The sequence below is a fragment of the Aeromonas sp. S2(2024) genome (assembly GCF_041402505.1).
In the GTDB taxonomy this organism is placed as follows: domain Bacteria; phylum Pseudomonadota; class Gammaproteobacteria; order Enterobacterales; family Aeromonadaceae; genus Aeromonas; species Aeromonas media.
In genome coordinates this window covers 1-17,597 of the sequence record NZ_JBGLRL010000032.1, presented here as the reverse complement: position 1 = coordinate 17,597, position 17,597 = coordinate 1, and the positions used below count along the sequence as shown (strand labels likewise).

12 protein-coding genes and 1 pseudogene are annotated in these 17,597 nt (G+C 57.3%); 3 read left to right on the top strand and 10 right to left on the bottom strand.

What is annotated here, in order from left to right:
• Window positions 1-406: 406 nt before the first annotated feature.
• The 7 genes from ACB039_RS19955 to ACB039_RS19925 form a co-directional block, all read right to left on the bottom strand.
• Window positions 407-3,388, bottom strand: a complete 2,982-nt coding sequence (locus ACB039_RS19955) for a class I SAM-dependent methyltransferase (protein ID WP_371166291.1) — start codon at window positions 3,386-3,388, stop codon at window positions 407-409.
• Between the two features lie 137 nt (window positions 3,389-3,525).
• Window positions 3,526-4,728 (bottom strand): sugar transporter, encoded by a 1,203-nt coding sequence (locus tag ACB039_RS19950; RefSeq protein ID WP_371166290.1) that lies wholly within the window; start codon window positions 4,726-4,728, stop codon window positions 3,526-3,528.
• Window positions 4,729-4,743: 15 nt separating this feature from the next.
• Window positions 4,744-5,394 (bottom strand): ABC transporter ATP-binding protein, encoded by a 651-nt coding sequence (locus tag ACB039_RS19945; protein WP_371166289.1) that lies wholly within the window; start codon window positions 5,392-5,394, stop codon window positions 4,744-4,746.
• A 22-nt stretch (window positions 5,395-5,416) separates the two neighbouring features.
• Complete coding sequence (locus tag ACB039_RS19940; protein WP_106887243.1) at window positions 5,417-6,217, bottom strand: ABC transporter permease; 801 nt, start codon at window positions 6,215-6,217, stop codon at window positions 5,417-5,419.
• 63 nt (window positions 6,218-6,280) lie between these two features.
• The gene (locus ACB039_RS19935) at window positions 6,281-8,050 is read right to left on the bottom strand and encodes a polysaccharide biosynthesis/export family protein (RefSeq protein WP_371166298.1); all 1,770 of its coding nucleotides are present in this window, start codon (window positions 8,048-8,050) and stop codon (window positions 6,281-6,283) included.
• Window positions 8,051-8,074: 24 nt separating this feature from the next.
• Window positions 8,075-8,449 carry a hypothetical protein gene (locus ACB039_RS19930; protein ID WP_161470123.1) on the bottom strand — a complete coding sequence of 125 codons (375 nt, stop codon included), beginning with the start codon at window positions 8,447-8,449 and terminating at the stop codon, window positions 8,075-8,077.
• 530 nt (window positions 8,450-8,979) lie between these two features.
• Window positions 8,980-9,897, bottom strand: a complete 918-nt coding sequence (locus ACB039_RS19925; RefSeq protein ID WP_323937696.1) for an IS5-like element ISEc35 family transposase — start codon at window positions 9,895-9,897, stop codon at window positions 8,980-8,982.
• A gap of 418 nt (window positions 9,898-10,315) precedes the next feature.
• Between ACB039_RS19925 and ACB039_RS19920 the strand changes: the two genes are divergently transcribed.
• Window positions 10,316-10,840: an acyloxyacyl hydrolase gene (locus tag ACB039_RS19920; RefSeq protein ID WP_371166288.1), complete on the top strand. Its 525-nt coding sequence runs from the start codon at window positions 10,316-10,318 to the stop codon at window positions 10,838-10,840.
• 69 nt (window positions 10,841-10,909) lie between these two features.
• On the opposite strand, the gene ACB039_RS19915 is transcribed toward ACB039_RS19920, so the two are convergent.
• From ACB039_RS19915 to ACB039_RS19905, 3 genes are all read right to left on the bottom strand, one after another.
• On the bottom strand, window positions 10,910-11,551 hold the full coding sequence (locus ACB039_RS19915; RefSeq protein ID WP_371166287.1) for an energy-coupling factor ABC transporter permease: 642 nt from the start codon (window positions 11,549-11,551) through the stop codon (window positions 10,910-10,912).
• 94 nt (window positions 11,552-11,645) lie between these two features.
• Window positions 11,646-12,488 (bottom strand): pyruvate formate lyase 1-activating protein, encoded by an 843-nt coding sequence (gene pflA / locus ACB039_RS19910; RefSeq protein ID WP_139751701.1) that lies wholly within the window; start codon window positions 12,486-12,488, stop codon window positions 11,646-11,648.
• A 75-nt stretch (window positions 12,489-12,563) separates the two neighbouring features.
• The gene (locus ACB039_RS19905; protein WP_371166286.1) at window positions 12,564-15,503 is read right to left on the bottom strand and encodes an EAL domain-containing protein; all 2,940 of its coding nucleotides are present in this window, start codon (window positions 15,501-15,503) and stop codon (window positions 12,564-12,566) included.
• A gap of 134 nt (window positions 15,504-15,637) precedes the next feature.
• Here ACB039_RS19905 and ACB039_RS19900 point away from each other — a divergent pair, with 134 nt between their 5' ends.
• Entirely contained in the window at window positions 15,638-17,326 is a 1,689-nt protein-coding gene (locus ACB039_RS19900; RefSeq protein ID WP_371166285.1) for an FAD-dependent oxidoreductase, read from the top strand.
• A gap of 145 nt (window positions 17,327-17,471) precedes the next feature.
• A pseudogene (locus ACB039_RS19895) lies at window positions 17,472-17,597 on the top strand (IS5/IS1182 family transposase); the annotation flags it as partial.

The following is a 17,597-nucleotide window of genomic DNA, read 5'->3' as shown; positions in this document are numbered from 1 at the left end:
TAAACCCCTTGCCGGTATCCAGATACAGTTTGGCCAGCCCCTGCTTGGCTGGGCAATTGAGGGTCAGATTAAACTGGTACCAGCCTTGTCCTATGCCAGAGAGTTGTCCTAAATCAACGATGAAAAAAGGATCCTCTCCCTCTGACAACCACCCTTGAGGATGATCAATATCGGTTGACAGTTGGTTCAGTGCCAGATAGGGCAGGGCAATAGCAGTGGCTCTCTGATTTACTGCTGGCGCAACGCCCCAGGAGGCACATGGTTTTCTGCCAAGCAACAGGCCATAGCGTTTGAAATGTTCTTTGGCAGAGAGCCCTGTCTGGTTGACATCCCAATAGGTGTGCAGATACCACTGCTCGTCAAACTGTGCCAGCAACTCTTCCAGGTTATTGTTAACCGTCATTTTTTATTGTTCCTTATCGGCCGGCAGACAGTGACGCTGTTCGGCCTTCCCGTGCATGATGTAATGAAGTAACGGATTGATGGTTCCTTGGGCCACATCCGGGTAGGTTTGCAAATACCAGCGCGTATCGAATTGCTCGCTGGGGCTATAGCCTTTATCCGCCCCCACCTTGATAAAGTGTTCGATGGCGGGCAGTCCTGCATCGGCAACTTCTGGATAGCGGTGCAGATACCAGAGTTCGTCAAAGAGCCCGGAGGCTGCAATGCGCTCTGCGGTGCTCATAGAGGTTGTTGTCCCAGCAGGGCTCTCTTTAAAGGTGCGGCCAAGGGCGCGCACGGGGGCAGTCAGTTTCCATGAAACAGTCTTCTTCAGCTTCTGCGCCCGTTCCTTTGCTTGCTCGACTTGCTGCTCTTTTTGTTGCAACTGACGGGTCAACTGCTCCATATGCCTTGTCATGGTCGCCAATTCTGCAAAGCGCTCGGCAATATTGGCTTCCAATCCTTTGTTCAGCGTCGTGAGCTCATCCATTTGCCCTTCGAGTGTTGCCTGCTGCTGACTCGCCCGCTGCTGGCTGGCCGCGAGCTGCTGCTGCAGGTCCGCCTGGCCCTGGGCCAGCTTGGCCCGCTCTGCTTGCCAGGTTTGTTCACGAGCCAGCAGGGTATCGTGTATCTGTTGTTTTTCTGCTGTCAGCGAGGCCAGCTCGGCATGAGCTTGCTGATACTGCACTTGCACGCTCTGCACTTGCTGCTGCGCGGCCGCCAGCGTGGTGGTGAGCTGCTGGTGCACCGCATCTTGCTGCTTGATGGTGTGGGTGTGCTTTGCAATCAACTGAGCCTGCTCTTCGAGCAGGCGGGTCAGGGTGGCGGTTTCGTCAAAGCGCTCGCTCAGTGCCTGATTGAGTTCGCCCACCTGTTGCTGCGAGGCGGCAAGCTCGGCGCTGACATGCTGGTTCGCCGTGCGCTCGGACTGCCACTGTTGTTGCGTACTGGCCAACTCGGCGGCAAGTTGCTGGCGCGCCACCTCTTGAGCATTGAGGGTATTGATATGCTCGGCGATATGCTGAGCCTGTTCTTCGAGTTGCTGCGTCAATACGGCGGTTTCGCCAAAACGCTCGTTCAGGGCCCGATGGAGTTCGCCGATCTGTTGCTGTTGCTCATTGAGCTCGGTGTTAAGGCGCAGCTCTTGTTGCTGCCAGGCGTGCTGGGCGGCATCGTGCTGCTCACGCTGGCTGGCCAGGTCGCGGGAGAGGGTGTCGCTGTGGCTCTGAAGCTGCTGGTGCTCCTCGACAAGTGTGGTTTGCTGCTGTTGCTGCATTTGCAGCTCGCGCCGCCCCAGTTCGATCTGTTCATTCAACTGGCGCTGTTCCTGACGCAGGGCATCGCGTTCATGGCCCAGTGCATCATGCTGGCTTTCCAGCAAGCTATAGGCCCGTTGCAGTTGGCTCTTGGTCTCATTCTGATCTTGCAGTTCCTGGAGCAGGGCCTTGGCCCGCTCTTGCAGCAGTTTGATGGTGTCATCTTGCTCGGCCAGCGAACGTGCTTGCGCATGTTGAGTTCGAAGGGATTGCTCCAGTTGATGCTGCAAGTCTGCGAGTTGGCGTGATCCTTCCGTGAGCGCCAGGTTGCTATTACCCAGCGCCTGGGTCAGTTGTGCGGTGCGCTGCGTTTCTTCATTGAGTTGCAGTGTTTGATCATTGAACTGCTGCTGCAACTGGTGCCGGGCCTGTTCATGGGCGATGGCGTGTTCCTGTTGCTGCTCCAGCTGACGCTGCAGTGCTTGTTGAGCCTCATTAGCCTGCGCCTGCTGGCCGAGCAGCGATTGTTTTTCCTGGGCAAGCTGAGTGAGCGCTTCAGCGGTTTGCGCGAGTTGCTGGGTGGTTTGCGACAGCGCACTCTCCAGATTCTGCTTGGCGGCTAGCACCTCTTCGCGTTGCTGTTCGCTGGCGGCAAGGCGAGCGTGGGTGTCCGCGGCTTGCTGTTGCAGCATCTCGAGTTCGGATGCCAGTGCCTGGGCGCGTTGCTGCTGTGCCGACAGCTGGGCCTCTTGTGCCTTGCTCTCTTCCAGTTGGCGCTCGAATGCTGTCAATTGATGGTGTTGGGCGGTGATGCGCTCTGCAAGGCGACCTCTTTCGAGCGCCTGCTGCTCATGCAGTTGCTGTTGCTCCATCTGCAGGTTGTCTCGCTGAGCGGCCAGCTGCTGCTTGAGCTGGCTGTTTTCCCAGCTATCACCGCAGGCCTTGCCCAGGCGAGAGAAGATATCTTGTACCTGCTTGGTGGCACGGGCATTGGCGAACAGGTCATAGAGGTTCTTCATCTCTGGCACCTGCTCACTGCCCACTCCAATCACGCCAAGGCCATGACCATGGGCAAATTCAAAGTGGGGGTACTGCTGCTTGAGCTCATCCAGCAACTGGAATACGCCAAAGCCGCGCTCCCTCACATTGGTGTCGTGCATGATGACAACGGCCCGGTCAGAGAGCTTGGGCAGCCAGCTTTCAAAGTCATGGCGCACGGCGTCTAGGGTGTGCAGGCCATCGATATGGAGCAGATCTATGCTGCCTTGAGGGAAATGTGCCAGCGCCTGGTCGAAGGTGCTGCGGATCAGGGTAGAGAAACTGGAGTAGTGCTGCTGGTTGTATTCAGAGACCTGCCCATAGACTTCCTCGCCATACACCCCCGCATGTTCATCGCCCCCCCAGGTGTCAACGGCAAAGCAGAGGGTTTCCAGATCCAGCTTTGTTACGGCCTGGCAAAACGAGAAATAAGAGCTGCCGTAATGGGTTCCCAATTCCACAATCTTGCGGGGGCGCAGGCTTTCTACCAACCAGAAGGCAAAGGGGATGTGCTCCAGCCAGGCCGATTGAGCGATATAGGTTGGACGCCAAAAAAGGGAGCGCTTGAAAATCACGTCCAGCTCGGTATTGGGCTGCACTACGGGCTTTTGCTTGCGGTTTGCCACTGAACGGCTGTTTTTTTGACGGTCCATGGGGTTGTGTCTCTTGGGTATTTGAACAATGAATCAATCGAGGTGGCCACTGTTGTGACCACGCTCTTGAGGGGTTAGCCAAGGTCGAAGACCCGGGCTGGAATATGATATGGGTTAGCTATCCGGGGCGTTTATTGTCAGTCCTGATGCTCACGCAAGGTGGCCAGGCCCATCACGATCAGGCCATAGAAGAGGATAAGCAGCACGCTTACCGTAGCCAGGTTGTAGAGGCGGCGAGGGTATTCCGCATCCTGGGCCAGGCTCGGTTGACTGATGACCAGCAGGTGTTTGAGCTTGCGGTATGCCTCTATCCTGGCCTGCTCCAGGCTGATGAGGCCCGTCTTGTAAAGATCTGCCGCCAGGGTGGCCTGGGTCTGTACATCCATGTAACCGGCGGTGATCTCGTTCATGGCTTCTTTATCCTGGCCGGTGAGTTTGGCACGCTCCTGCTCCAGTTGCCTGGTCAAGGCATCGACCCGGCTCTGTACCGAAATGACCGCGGGGGCGGTCTCTTTCATGTAAGAGCGCAGTTGTTTGAGCTGCGCCTGCTGGTTCACCAGCTCGCCCTCGATCTGGCTGACTACCCCGAGACGCGCGCTGCTGGTGGATTCCGGGCTGATGAGTTGGTGGCTGTTTTGAAACGCCAAGACCTTGGCTTTCTCATCCTGCAGCCGTCGATAGGCTCTATCAACTTCTTGCCCAACAAAGGCCAGCTGCTCCAGCGCCACCTGATGCCCCAGCTTGTTGATAAAGCGCTCGGACTCCTTGAGCATCAGCCCCACCACCTGCTGGCCATATTCGGGATCAAACGCCTGTAATTCGATGGTGAGCACACCCGACAGCTCATCAAGGCGCAGCGTCAGGTGATTGCGGTAGTATTCGATGAAGTCTTCCCGGCTGACATCCTGTGGCAGGCGGGAGAAATAGTCGGCCTTGTCACTCTGGTAATGGGCTTTGAGGTCGAGCTCTTTATCCAGCTTGGCCAGCAGATCCCAGGATTTCAGGTACTCCTGGATCAGCAGCACATCCTGATGATTGCTGCCACCCAGTCCCAGCATCGACAGGGCATCGGGCAGCATCTTGATCTGATCCGCCTGCTTGATCATCAGCTCAGCCCGGCTCACATAGCGATCCGAGGCGATGACGCCGAGATAGAGGGCGGCAATGGCAAAACAGGCGACGACCCAGAGAAAGCTGCCGAGTTTGAGGCTCTGCTGCCAGGAGCGGTGGGCAATCTGAAAACCGCTGGAATCGATAAAAAAGCGTTTGGGCTCATTGCCGAGCTTGCGCAGTTTGCGCACCAGGCGTGAGGGTCTTTCCGATCTGATAGGTTGAGTCATATTGGGTGCAGCTTGTTAAAGATCCTGATAAATGCGGATGGCGTCATCGATATCGTCGAATATTTCCAGGGTGCCGTTGCGCAGCAAGATCCCCATGTCGCACTGCTGGCGCAGGTTTTTCATGTCGTGGGATACCATGATAAGGCTCGCGGTCTCGCGTTTTTGATTGAAGGTATCGATGCACTTTTGCTTGAAGCGGGCATCCCCTACCGAGGTGATCTCATCGGTCAGATAAATGTCAAAGTCAAAGGCCATGCTGACGGCGAAGGAAAACTTGGACTTCATGCCGCTGGAGTAGGTTTTGATCGGCAACTCGAAGTGCTGGCCGATTTCGGAAAACTCCTTGACCCACTCCTCCACAGGCTGAGTGTCACGAACCCCGTGGATGCGGCAGACGAAACGGGTGTTCTCCCGCCCTGTCATGCTCCCTTGAAATCCGCCGCCGAGGGCCAGTGGCCAGGAGACGCGGCAAAGACGGGTCACCTTGCCCTGATTGGGGGTATCCATGCCCCCCAACAAGCGAAGCAGGGTAGACTTGCCCGCCCCGTTGACCCCCAGAATACCGATATTGCGTTCCTGCGGCAGTGCGATGCTTACATCGCGCAGCACATAGTTGCGGCCAAACTTGGTGGGGTAGTACTTGGAAACATTGTCGAGAATGATCATGTTATTCCGCACTCACTGGCGATCAACTGGCGATCAGCCGTCGATGATTCAGGCGATAGCAGCTCATGGCAAAGGTCAGCAGCAGCAAGGTGATGCTGGCGAAATAAATCCAGCTGACACTGGGACTGTTGTACCCCGCGATCCAGCCGCTGCGTATTAATTCAACGGCATGCACCAGTGGATTCCACAAGAACCAGTGCTGGTACTGCACCGGAATGGCCGTCAGCGGATTCATCACACAAGAGATAAACATCAGCGGCATCATCAGCAGATCAAGGAACTTGTTTGCCTCCTGGAATAGCTTGCCGATGACGCAAAAGACGATGCCTAGGGAGAACGAGAACACCATGAGCAACAGATAGCCGAGGATGACTTGCAAGGGGTCTGCGGGGATGGCATCAAAACCGAACCAGAGCAGCCCCAGCACCAGTATGATGCCCACCATCATGCCCACCATGACCTCTAGCATAAAGCGGGCAACAAAGGTGGCGAAGGGGGTGACCTGGCGGTAGCAGAACAGCCCCATGTTGGCGCTGACCGCAGATTTAAGCTGACTCACCACCTTGTTGAAAAACATGAAAGGCAGGTAGCCGGCCGTGATAAAAACCTGCGCAGGCACGCCCCCGAAACCACTCTGGCTGCGCATCCCGAAAACGACGCTGAACAGGCTGATCATCAACAAAGGTTCGAGCAGGGCCCAGGCATAGCCAAGTCGATAACTGCCAAAACGGGTCTTCAGTTCTCGGATAAGCAAACCGAACGTCACATCGCGCAGTACCTGCAAGGGTGTTCGAGGTGTTTGATTGAGAATGGGTTTATGCATGGAGTCGTTTACCGTATGGCAGACTCGCCGATTGGCGAGCCTGCATTGTTCGGTGTGGGCGGTTTAGTTGATGGCTACGTTCGCCGCCACGGCGATCTGATAGATGATCTGGGTGATGTCTTTGACAGACTGCATGGTTTTGCTGTCAACCTTGGGCAATACCATGATCTGATCCCCTGGCTGAACATTCCCCTGGCCCTTGAACTCTACCAGCCCGTTGGCATGCACCACGGCGATGCGCTGATCATTGGCTCGCTCGGTAAACCCACCGGCCCAGGCGACATAATCATCGAGGTCGGCATTGGCGTTATAGACCACGGCTTGTGGCATCAACACCTCACCACCCACCTGGATAAGGTCAGTCTTGTTCGGGATCACAATCTGGTCGCCTTGCTCCAACTGAATGTTGGCGATGATGCCCTTGTCTGCGACCACGACCTTGCCCAGAGGCTGAATCTTGCGAGCCTTGTCGACAAATTGCATGACCAGCTCGGCCTCTTTGGCACGGATGGTCGCCTCACCATCCGAACTGGCTGGCGCGGTGAATACGCTGCGCTCCAAGCGGTTGAGCGATTCATCCAGCATCTCTTTTTGCCGGATGGCCACGCTCTTGCGCATCAGATAGATGGATTGGTAATCGGCCAGATCCGGGTTGATCGGAATATGGTTGAGCAGATCGTGCAGCTTGGTCTCTTTGCGGACGGTGAAGTAAGAGGGGCCCATATAACTGCCGGTGACCTGCACATCGTAAACTTGTGCATGCATGTCATCGTTGAACAGCACCTTGTCACCGTCCTTGAGTTGGACCCGGGCAAAATCTTTGTAAGGCAGATAAATAGAGAAAGGACCGTTTGCACGATCGCCAATTACCCCGACATGACTCACCTTGGCGAGGGGCAGGGCATAATTGATCAGTTCCGAACCCAGTGTATTGCGCTGCTTTAATTCGAAGCGGAATGGGTTGCGAACCTTGCCAGCCACATTGATCATCGGTCCCTGGGGCTCCACCAGGATCACGTCCTGATCCTTCAGGGAAAGCTTGGGCATTTTGCCTTTCTGCATGAATTCATACAGGTCGATCTGCTGGAGGACCTGGTTTTGGCGCAAGACCTTGATTTGACGGTAGCTGCCACGCTCTGAATCGATGCCACCCGCCCGCTTGAGGAAATAGAGCACGCTGTCAGACGATTGTCCTGCATATTGGCCTGGGCGGATCACCGGCCCCGTCACGAATACACTCACTGGGGTTGTCGTCAGCAGGTTGACGTAAATATTGACGTTGTTGGTGAATACATCACCAATCTTGCTGGTTACCAGATTATTGATTTGGCTGGCTGGAACATTCTTGACATTGATTGGGCCTACATCAGGGATGAAAATATTGCCCTGATTGTCGACTGTTACCACATTGGAGAAATTGACGGCGCCCCAGATCCAGATGTTCAGCTTGTCACCTGGTGCTATCAGGTAATTGTCATTCAAGCCATCGCTGCGTTCGGTTTCATATCCACCGGCAAAGAGGTTGGCGCCGTAGGGGGGAGGGAGTCCGGCCTCGGCTTGTGGCAGTAACTTCCGAACATCTGCTTCACCTGGCAGCAACATGCCCTGCCGATTTTGTTGCGCAAAACTGCCGGTTGTTGAACTCGTGCTGGCTTGGCCACTCAGCGATGATTGGCCGCCAAGTTGGGGCCGATTGTTATCGCCTGAATTACCCGACAGGTTATAGCCAAATGATGCCCCATTTGCTTGGGCCTGGTCCGGTGCGCTAGCCGCCATGGTGGTGCAGGAGGCACCGATGAGAAACAGAAGAGTACTCAGCTGACGAACGTTCATTTTCAAAACAGATACCTTCGAGTTTTATTGTTCAGCAAGAAGGCTGCTGACAGAAGCTTGATCCAATTGAGGTATCAGGTACCACAGTTCTTCACTCTTGCATGCGACACTTCTTTGCGAATGACCTTGCATGTTGTTGAACAAGAGGTCAACGCACTCACGTCCCATGGCAGACACATAGCGCTGACCCAAGGTGAAGGTAACACCGTTTGTGCTGAGTGCTGCACCCTGAGGTTGAGTATTGAGCGCCTGTTGCAGGTTTGCTGGCATGGCTTGCAATGCTGTGGTCGATGATGGATTGACGAGGGGACGGGAGGCTTCGACCTGCTTTGGCTCATATGCGCAGCCAGCAATAGACATGGCTAGCGATATCGCCAGAAACCGGGTTGCGTAGTTCATGTGAAATATTATCCAGGTGTCAAAACTTGATGTGTTAATTCTGTGTTGATTCTGTGTTATCGTGAGTGTTCGTTTTGCAATAATACTTGTCTCATGTTGTTCCTTGGTATTGCTGTACCAAAACTGTACACGGGAATAGATTATCTCAAAAGGCAAAAAAAGAAAAAAGCTACCGCACGGAAGTGACATTGCTCCGGTCTAGGATGGTCAAATTGTGGCTTGAAATAAAATTGACATATAAAGACAAACTGTCAAAGACAGCTATGTTTTCATAGCATTTCTGTCGTGCAGGAGCCGAGCCCGCGTATATTGCGTCATTTCGAGACGCTCGTCATGTTTAATTTTATGACGGGAGCATACTACCTGTGGGCTGCGAATGAGTCAACACATATTAGTCCTGCAACCGGTAGTGACAGAGTGATTTAATCTGTTGTTATGTAACTATATTTTCATATTTGCAGTAATGGTTTAAACGGCCTTGTTGATCAAATCCAAAGTCGGATACTCGCTCCCCAACCCGCCGGGCGGGCTTAGTTGACGGCCTGCCGAATGGGCATACCAAGCCCTATGACCTTGTTCATGACTTTTACCCCAGCCAGGATCTCACCCACCTGGGCGTTGTAGCTCCGCAGACTCAGTTTCGGACCGATGAGCTGCTTGAAGCGATACATGGCGGTCTCAGCTATCGAGCGCTGATGATAGCCAGAGTCCTTTTTCCATTGCTCCAGCTCTCCTGCCTTGAGCGCGGCAACCGCCTCGTTGCGTGGATAGCCTTTCTTCCAGAATGCCGCATTCTTTCTCGGCGGTATGGTGGCCTTGATGCCCTTCTTTTGCAGTAGGGCATAACAGGCTCTGGTGTCATAGGCACCATCGGCGCTGACTTGTTCTATCTTGCGGCGCAAGGGGTTGAGCAGCGTGGGCAACACCTCGTTATCGCCCACCGTTTCCAGGCTGACTTCGGCTGCAACGATGGCATGGGTCGCCGCATCTACGGCCAGGTGAAGCTTGCGCCAGACGCGGCGTTTCTCCTTGCCGTGCTTGCGAATTTTCCATTCGCCTTCGCCATAGACCTTGAGTCCGGTGGCATCGATGACCAGGTGAGCCACTGGGCCATGGCTCGATAGGCGGTACTTGATTTCGACCGTCTTGGCGCGCTTGCTGATACAGCTGTAGTCCGGCGACTGTAAGGGCACATTCATCAGCTCGAACAGCGAGTTGATGAAGCCTTCCAAGGCACGCAGCGGTAGCTTGAATACCGCCTTGAGCATCAGCGCGGTTTCAATGGCGGAGTCGCTGTAATGGAAGCCTCGCCCTCGGCGGCCATGATGGGTCTGGCAATGCCACTGCTGGATGGCTTGCTCATCCATCCAGACGGTCAACGAACCACGTTGCACCAAGGCTTGGTTGTACTGTTTCCAGTTGCTGATCTTGTGCTTGGACTTGCCCATCTGGCGCTCCCGGTGGTGAACCTAAGAGATCAGATCACCAAACTGCGGGATAGTTCCCTGATTTGAGCAACAACGCCGGTTTAAACAGGTCTGATGAGTGTTTCTAGCGCGGAAATTATCAATTTAGAAAGTTCTTAAATAAGGATCGTTTGAGATATTTATTTGACGATGGATGTTTTTGTTGCATCAGGAGTAACGATGTGGTTGGGAATATCATTAAGACATACACAATGTGCGTCATTAGTATTATCTTCTTTAACGTCACACTCAGCTGCTTATTTTGTAGACTATTTCTTCGAAAACATATTTATTTTTAGTTTTTGGTGTTGAGTTGACAGTTCTTTCCCTCACTGACTATGCCTGATGTGTGCCTGTTTGACGCTTGACAAAGCGGGGACATCAGGATGTAGGAGGGGGCATGGACGCCAATCTTCACTCGATCGCCAGATTATTGCTCTTGCTGAGCATGAGCACGACAGCCATTGCCAATGACAAGATCGTGGCTGTGCAGCTAGGAACACCTGCCGAAAACGAGAAGCTCGATATTTATACTGCTGACATCAAGCTCCACCATATGTTTTGGCACTGGAGTGAGTCGGGTTGTCAGTTTGGGTTGGGAGTGCGTGGTGGCGTGCTGGATGTTGGCCATGAATCCGGGGCCCGGTTGGGTGCTGGAGGGCGTGCTGAATGCCTGTGGGGCCAATGGGTGGTATGGATGCCGGTTGAGGTGCTGTGGCTAAGCAAACATGAGTTCGGGCACAAGGGGAATGGTTTTAAGGACTATGGTGGCCCTGTCCAGCTATCAACTGGATTAGGTCTGGGGTATGCCTTCAATCGGAATTGGCTGCTGGGATATCAGTATGAACATATGTCCAATGGGCATATGTATGAGCCCAATCCATCACTGGACAGTCACACACTCCACATCGAGTACAGATTCTAGCTTTTCATTAGGTCTTCTGAGCGCTGTTCGGCGTTCAGGGGACCCATGACATGAGCCTGCATGGCCGGATCAGCGCCCCAGATATTCCCTGTCGAAGAAGGTGTTGACCCAGTGGGGGCGGTAGACGGCGAGCAACGTCATGGCCATGCCGTTGAGCAGGGCCTCGGGGAAGAGCAGCAGTGGCCAGATGGAGAGGTAGTCGGCACTGATAATGTGCCAGGGGTAGGCGCCGCTCATCCCCATCAGCAGGGCGCTGGCGAGGATCTTGATCGAAATGCTGAGCGCCCCCCCAAGAAAGGCGGCCACGAACAGATATACGAAGAGGTGGCGGGGCAGCCAGGCCCAGCTCCCTAGAAACAGCAGCCAGCTGGTGGCGACCGGCAGCGCGATGCCGATGAGCGCCTGCCAGCCGAACTCCGCCAGATCGGTGACACCAAAGGCCCCGAGGATCAGCAAGGTGAGGCAGGGGGCCAGCAGGGCGAGGCGCCAGCCCAGCAGCAGGGTCAGGCTGGTGAGGCCGAGAAAGTGGATCTCCAGCCCCTCGTGGAGGCCGGCCCGCAAGGTCCAGAGTGGCACCAGGACGATGGCGCTCCCCAGGCAGAGGTGCTGATAGAGGGAGTTGGCGTGGAGGGTGCGCAGCAGGGAGGCGTTCAGGCTGAAGGCGAGCAGCACCAGCCAGAGCAGGAGGGTGGCGACTTGTCCTTCACTCATGGCATGTTCCCTCGAATGTCACTGCCCGGTGATGAGCCCGGGCGCCGGCTGGCGCAATGAAAAGAGGCTGCCCAATCACGGGCGGCCTCCTGTCTCAATACTTCACGTTGGGGTGGTACTTGCCGAGGATGGCCTGAACTCTGTCCATGGTCTCCTTGCTGGGGGGCTTGATCCCGGTCAGATCGTAAGTGTCTCCCAGCACGTCCCACTTGTGTTTGCCCAGTTCGTGGTAGGGCAGCAGTTCCACCTTCTCGACGCAATCACCGAGCTCTGCGATGAACTGACCGAGCCCTTCGGCGCTCTCGTCATCATCGGACCAGGTCGGCACCACCACGTAGCGGATCCACATGGTCTGGCCGCGGGAGGCCAGGTAGCGCGCGAACTCCAGGGTGTACTTGTTGCTGACATGGGTGAGAGGGATGTGCTTCTCGTCGTTGATCTGCTTGATGTCCAGCAGCACCAGATCGGTGTTGTCGAGCACCCGATCGAGCAGCTCGTCATAGTGACGCACGAAGCCGTTGGTATCCAGGCAGGTGTGGATCCCCTGCGCCTTGCAGGCGGCAAACAGTTCGGCGATGAACTCTTGCTGCAGCATGGCTTCCCCACCGGAGGCGGTGACGCCGCCGCCCGAGGCATTCATGAAGTGGCGGTAGCTGGTGAGATCCTGCATCAACTCGGGCACGGTGACCTCGCGGCCGCCCTGGGTGTCCCAGGTGTCCCGGTTGTGGCAATACTTGCAGCGCATCAGGCAGCCCTGCATGAACACGATGAAGCGGATGCCGGGGCCGTCGACGGTGCCGCAGGTCTCGACGGAATGGATCCGGCCAATGATGTCGGGACTGCTGGCGTCGCTAACGGTGGCGGCAGGGATCCGCTGAGTGCCCTGATCGGCAGGGCCGCTGGTTTCAACGGCAGGGATCCGGTTAATGACTGACATAGACGACTCCAATTGTTCGGACAGGGTTCGAGCGGTCGTTATTTTATGACATAAAGCCCTATAAATCCTACCTGTTTAGCCGGTTGGGGTGGCACCCAGCAGACTCTCCAGTGCCTTGACGGGAAGCGGGCGGCTGGTCAGGAAGCCTTGATAGTGCTGGCATCCCAGTGCCTTGAGCACGGCCAACTGCTCTTCCTCCTCCACCCCTTCGGCGGTCACGGTGAAGCGAAACACCTTGGCGAGATCCAGAATGGCCTTGACGATGGCCTTGTCCTGCTCGCTGTGCACCAGCGTCTGGATGAAGCTCCTGTCCAGTTTGACCTCATCGGCGGGCAGATCGCGCAGATACGCGAGAGAAGAATACCCGGTACCGAAGTCATCGATGGAGATGAGGATGCCCAGCGCCTTGAGCTGGCGGATCTTGGCGATGCTGTCCAACCGGTTTTCCAGCACCACGGACTCGGTGACTTCCAGCAGCAGGCGCGACGGGGGCACCCCGGTATCGCGCAGCACATACTCCACCTGCTGCACGAAGCCGGCGGTGTGGAACTGGCGGGCACTGACGTTGACCGACAGATGGGGGATGGCGAGGCCGTTGTTGAGCCAGAAACTGTACTGGGCGCAGGCCGTCTTCATCACCCAGTAGCCTATCTCCTGAATAAGGGTGGTCTCTTCGGCGATGGGAATGAACTCCCCGGGGGGGATCATGGTGCCGTCGCTCTTCTGCCAGCGCAGCAGCGCCTCCACGCCCGAGAGGCTGCCGTTGTCGACTCTGTATTGGGGCTGATAGTGCAGCACCAGCTCGTTGTTGCGCAGGGCATCGCGCAGCTGGTTGCTCAGGGAGAGCTTGCTCTTCTCCTTCTCCGCCATGGCTTCGCTGAAGAAGATGTGGTTGCCCTGGCCGGCTCGTTTGGCCATGTGGACGGCGGTGTCGGCCTGCTGCATCAGGATCAGGTGATCCTTGTCATCGTCGCTGAACAGGCTGATCCCCACGGAGGCACTGCAGTGCAGCTTGTGATCGCCGATGTCGAAGGGGAGCCGGAAGATCCCCATCAGCTCCCTGGCAAAATGCTCCGCCAGGATCTTGGCGGTGATGTAGCCCTGGCCCAGCGCCGTGAACAGCAGGGCGAATTCGTCTCCCGAGGTGCGGGCCAGCACCAGGTTCTCCTGGGGCAGGGACTTGAGCCGCACCACCACGGCCTGGAGCAGCAGATCACCGCAGGCGTGGCCGAGGGAGTCGTTGATCGACTTGAAGTTGTCGAGATCGAGCAGCAGCAATGCCCCCCACTGTCCGCTCGGGAGCGCAAGGGTGCGCTGCATGATGTCGTTCAGGCTGCGCCTGTTGTAGAGGTCGCACAGATCGTCGTAATAGGCGAGCCGCTCGATGTGGCGGGCCGCCTCCTTCTCCTGGGTGATGTCGTGGAAGCTGCAGACGAAGTGGCTGATCTCGTCCTCCTCATCCTTGACGCCGCTCACCATGAGCCGTACCGGGAAGAGATGGCCATCCCTGTGCAGGCACTGCTCTTCGCCGAGCCAGTACCCCTGTTCATCGACGGCAGCGATGACCTCCTCCTTCAGGCTGTCGCCATAATAGGTGGGCCGCAGGGCCTCGATATGCTGACCGAGCATCTCATCGTCCCCGAACCCGGTAATGCGGCTGAAGGAGTCGTTGACCTTGAGGATGATGCCGCCATGGTCCATCACCAGCAGACCGTCGTGGGTGTTGAAGGCCACCTCGGCCAGGCGCAGGGCATCGTCGTTGGCGAGGCGCTGCAGTTCGATGGCCGCCCGTTCACGCTGTTCGTAGAGGGCATCGAGCAGGGGAATGGGGTCGGCCAGCGGCCCGTCCAGCAGCAGGGCGATCTGGCCCAGGGGGGCGCCGCCTTGACCCTGTAGCGGAATGCCGATGTAGGCCTTGGCGTTGAGGGCCAGCAACTGGCTGGCCTGGGGATAGCGCATGGGCAGGTCTTCCACATAGAGGCTCTGGCCGTGCTGGAAGATCTCCCGGCCCGGGCCTATCTCCATCCGCATGGGCTTGACCGCAGAGAAGGTCTCTCCTTCCAGCATGCAGCGCGGGATGAGCCAGAGATCCTGGCCGCGCAGCTGAAACTCCCCGAGCCAGCCGATGCGGGCGCCGCTCGCCGTCATGGCCCAGCGCACCAGGGCGCGGCAATACTCATTGCCGGTCTTGCAACTGAGACCGCCTGGCAGGGTGAAGGGGGAGGGCTCGGCCACTTCGGGTTCGGGCTGCCAGTGACCCAGCAACTGGGCGCAGTGGCGCACCAGCTGCAGCGTCTCTTCGCCGATCAGGGTCGTCTCGGCGTATTCGAGGCTGAGCACGCCGATGAGCTTCTCCTGCTCCAGCAGGGCGCCGTCCAGGCGGGAGCTGACATTGGCATTGGCCAGATAATAGTGCTGGCTCAGCATGGGCTGATGGGCGGCCTCCGAGAAGCTCAGGGCGCCACGGGTACGCAAGGCCCGGATGTAGCGGCTGTCACCGCGAATGGCACCGACAGAATCCGCATTCAGGGTGAAGACGGGGGTCAGTTGCTCGCTGCCGAGGGGACCATTGGCCTGGTAGTGCCAGAGGATCAGGCGATCGGCCCCCAGGCACTCCCTGAGGCTCTCCAGCATGGCGGCATACTGCTGCTGGCTGGCCATCTGGCTCAGGCGCGGCAGTTGCAGCGACAGGCTGGCCGCGCTCTCCTGGGACTGGGTCTGCAGGCAGATGAGCCAGAAGGCGTCCTGTTCATGGGAGAGGGAGATGTGCCACTGCTGGGCGGCAAAGCGCAACAGCAGCTTGCCCCCTTTGCCGCTGGCCAGCCGCTGCTCTATGGGTTGGCGCAGGGCATCCGGCAATTGAGCCGGCCAGGCGCTGCGGGGCTCATCGAGCCAGTGGAGCGGGGTCTGCATCACATCGGTCAGGGCGACCAGCCGTTGACTACGGGTATCCAGGCGAAAGAACAGGGGGGCCTGGCTGGCTGTCGGGAGATGACTGAGCGCGGTAGACGACATGAACTGACACTATCCTGTTGAGCAATTGTCGGAGGGCAAGAATACTGCAAATCCGTGGCAAACAAAATTTCATTGAAACCTAAATTAGATTGTTCTAATTTGAACTCAATTTCTCGTTGAGTGGAGTCTTGCAGATGAAACGGATCCTGATTGTGGGTGGTGTCGCGGGTGGTGCATCGGCGGCGGCCCGCGCCCGCCGTTTGAGTGAAGAGGCAGAGATAGTGATGTTCGAGCGGGGCGAGTTCGTCAGCTTTGCCAACTGCGGTCTGCCCTATCACATCGGGGGGGATATCCCCAATCGGGATGCCTTGCTGCTGCAGACGCCTTTGAGCTTCAAGCGCCGTTTCAACGTCGATGTGCGGATCTTCCACGACGTGATCGAGATAGACAAGGCGGGCAAGACCCTGCTGGTGCGCAACCTGCAAACCGGTGACGAGCAGCGCGAGCCTTACGATGTGTTGTTGCTGAGCCCGGGTGCTGCACCGATCCGCCCTCCTTTCCCCGGTATCGACAGCCCCCACGTTTATACCCTGCGCAACATCCCGGACATGGATCGCATTCTGGCGGCCCTGCACCACGACAATCCACGCCATGTCACCGTGGTGGGTGGGGGATTTATCGGGCTGGAGATGATGGAGGCGCTGCATCAGCGCAAGCTGGATGTCACCCTGCTGGAGCTGGCCGATCAGGTGATGGCGCCGGTGGACAAGGAGATGGCCAACATGCTTCATGCCCGCATCCGCGAAGAGGGGATCGATCTGCGTCTGCGCACCGGTCTATCAGCCATCGAGAGTCTGGATCTGCCCGCCGAGAAGACGGCAGCCGTGCCCACCGCCAACAGCGGCGGCCTGCGCCTGACCCTCAATGACGGCACCCATCTCGACACCGGTATGCTGATCCTCGCCATCGGCGTCAAGCCCGAAACCCTGCTCGCCGCCAAGGCGGGGCTGGAATTGGGGCCGCGCGGCGGCATCAAGGTCGATGCCGGCATGCGTACCTCGGATCCTTTCATCTTTGCGGTGGGGGATGCGGTGGAGGAGACCGATTTCGTCACCGGCGAATCTGTGCTGATCCCGCTGGCGGGTCCTGCCAACCGGCAGGGACGCATCGCCGCCGACAACATGCTGGGCCGTGCGGAAACCTACAAGAAGACCCAGGGCACCGCCATCTGCAAGCTGTTCGATCTGGCGGTGGCGAGCACCGGCCTGAACGAGAAGCGACTGGTGCAACTGGGTCTGCCTTTCGAGAAGGTTTATGTCCACCCGGGCAGCCACGCCGGTTACTACCCCGGTGCCCACCCGGTCAGCCTCAAGCTGCTGTTTGCTCCCGATGGCAAGATTTATGGCGCCCAGGCCATCGGCAAGGATGGGGTCGATAAGCGCATCGACGTACTGGCGGTGGCCCAGCGGGCCGGTCTCTCCGTGTTTGATCTGCAGGATCTGGAGCTCACCTATGCGCCGCCGTTCGGCTCGGCCAAGGATGTGATCAACATGGCTGGCTTCGTGGCGAGCAATCACCTCAAGGGAGATACCCTGCTCTGCCACGCCGCCGAGGTGCAGGCCCGCCACCCCCATCAGCTGGTGGTAGATGTGCGCAACGGCCCCGAGCTCGACAAGCTGGGGCGCATTCCGGGGGCGTTGCACATCCCCCTCGACGAGCTGCGCAGCCGTCTTCACGAGCTGCCCAGGGACAAGGAACTGCTCATCAGCTGTCAGGTGGGCTTGCGCGGCCACGTGGCCTGCCGCCTGCTGAGCCAGCACGGCTTTCGGGTGAAGAACCTCTCCGGCGGCTTCAAGACCTGGCAGATGGCCTCTGCTGGTTAGCTTCGTTTACATCTTCATACTCGGCCCCCGTGGCCAGCTCTACTGGGGGCTCAACTGCCGAGTGGCGTCCGTGCTAGGGAAGGTGCGAACAAGTCCCTGATATGAGATCATGTTTGTCATCTGGAGCCATGAAAAAGGGTTCATCATGAGTCATCAACTTACCTTCGCCGACAGTGAATTCAGCAGTAAGCGCCGTCAGACCAGAAAAGAGATTTTCTTGTCCCGCATGGAGCAGATTCTGCCATGGCAAAACATGGTGGAAGTCATCGAG

Coding starts and splice junctions, on each gene's coding strand:
- pflA (WP_139751701.1), bottom strand. CDS start 12,488: ATGTCAGTCATTAACCGGATCCCTGCCGTTGAAACCAGCGGCCCTGCC.
- ACB039_RS19950 (WP_371166290.1), bottom strand. CDS start 4,728: ATGACTCAACCTATCAGATCGGAAAGACCCTCACGCCTGGTGCGCAAA.
- ACB039_RS19935 (WP_371166298.1), bottom strand. CDS start 8,050: ATGAACGTTCGTCAGCTGAGTACTCTTCTGTTTCTCATCGGTGCCTCC.
- ACB039_RS19915 (WP_371166287.1), bottom strand. CDS start 11,551: ATGAGTGAAGGACAAGTCGCCACCCTCCTGCTCTGGCTGGTGCTGCTC.
- ACB039_RS19930 (WP_161470123.1), bottom strand. CDS start 8,449: ATGAACTACGCAACCCGGTTTCTGGCGATATCGCTAGCCATGTCTATT.
- ACB039_RS19940 (WP_106887243.1), bottom strand. CDS start 6,217: ATGCATAAACCCATTCTCAATCAAACACCTCGAACACCCTTGCAGGTA.
- ACB039_RS19945 (WP_371166289.1), bottom strand. CDS start 5,394: ATGATCATTCTCGACAATGTTTCCAAGTACTACCCCACCAAGTTTGGC.
- ACB039_RS19955 (WP_371166291.1), bottom strand. CDS start 3,388: ATGGACCGTCAAAAAAACAGCCGTTCAGTGGCAAACCGCAAGCAAAAG.
- ACB039_RS19925 (WP_323937696.1), bottom strand. CDS start 9,897: ATGGGCAAGTCCAAGCACAAGATCAGCAACTGGAAACAGTACAACCAA.
- ACB039_RS19900 (WP_371166285.1), top strand. CDS start 15,638: ATGAAACGGATCCTGATTGTGGGTGGTGTCGCGGGTGGTGCATCGGCG.
- ACB039_RS19905 (WP_371166286.1), bottom strand. CDS start 15,503: ATGTCGTCTACCGCGCTCAGTCATCTCCCGACAGCCAGCCAGGCCCCC.
- ACB039_RS19920 (WP_371166288.1), top strand. CDS start 10,316: ATGGACGCCAATCTTCACTCGATCGCCAGATTATTGCTCTTGCTGAGC.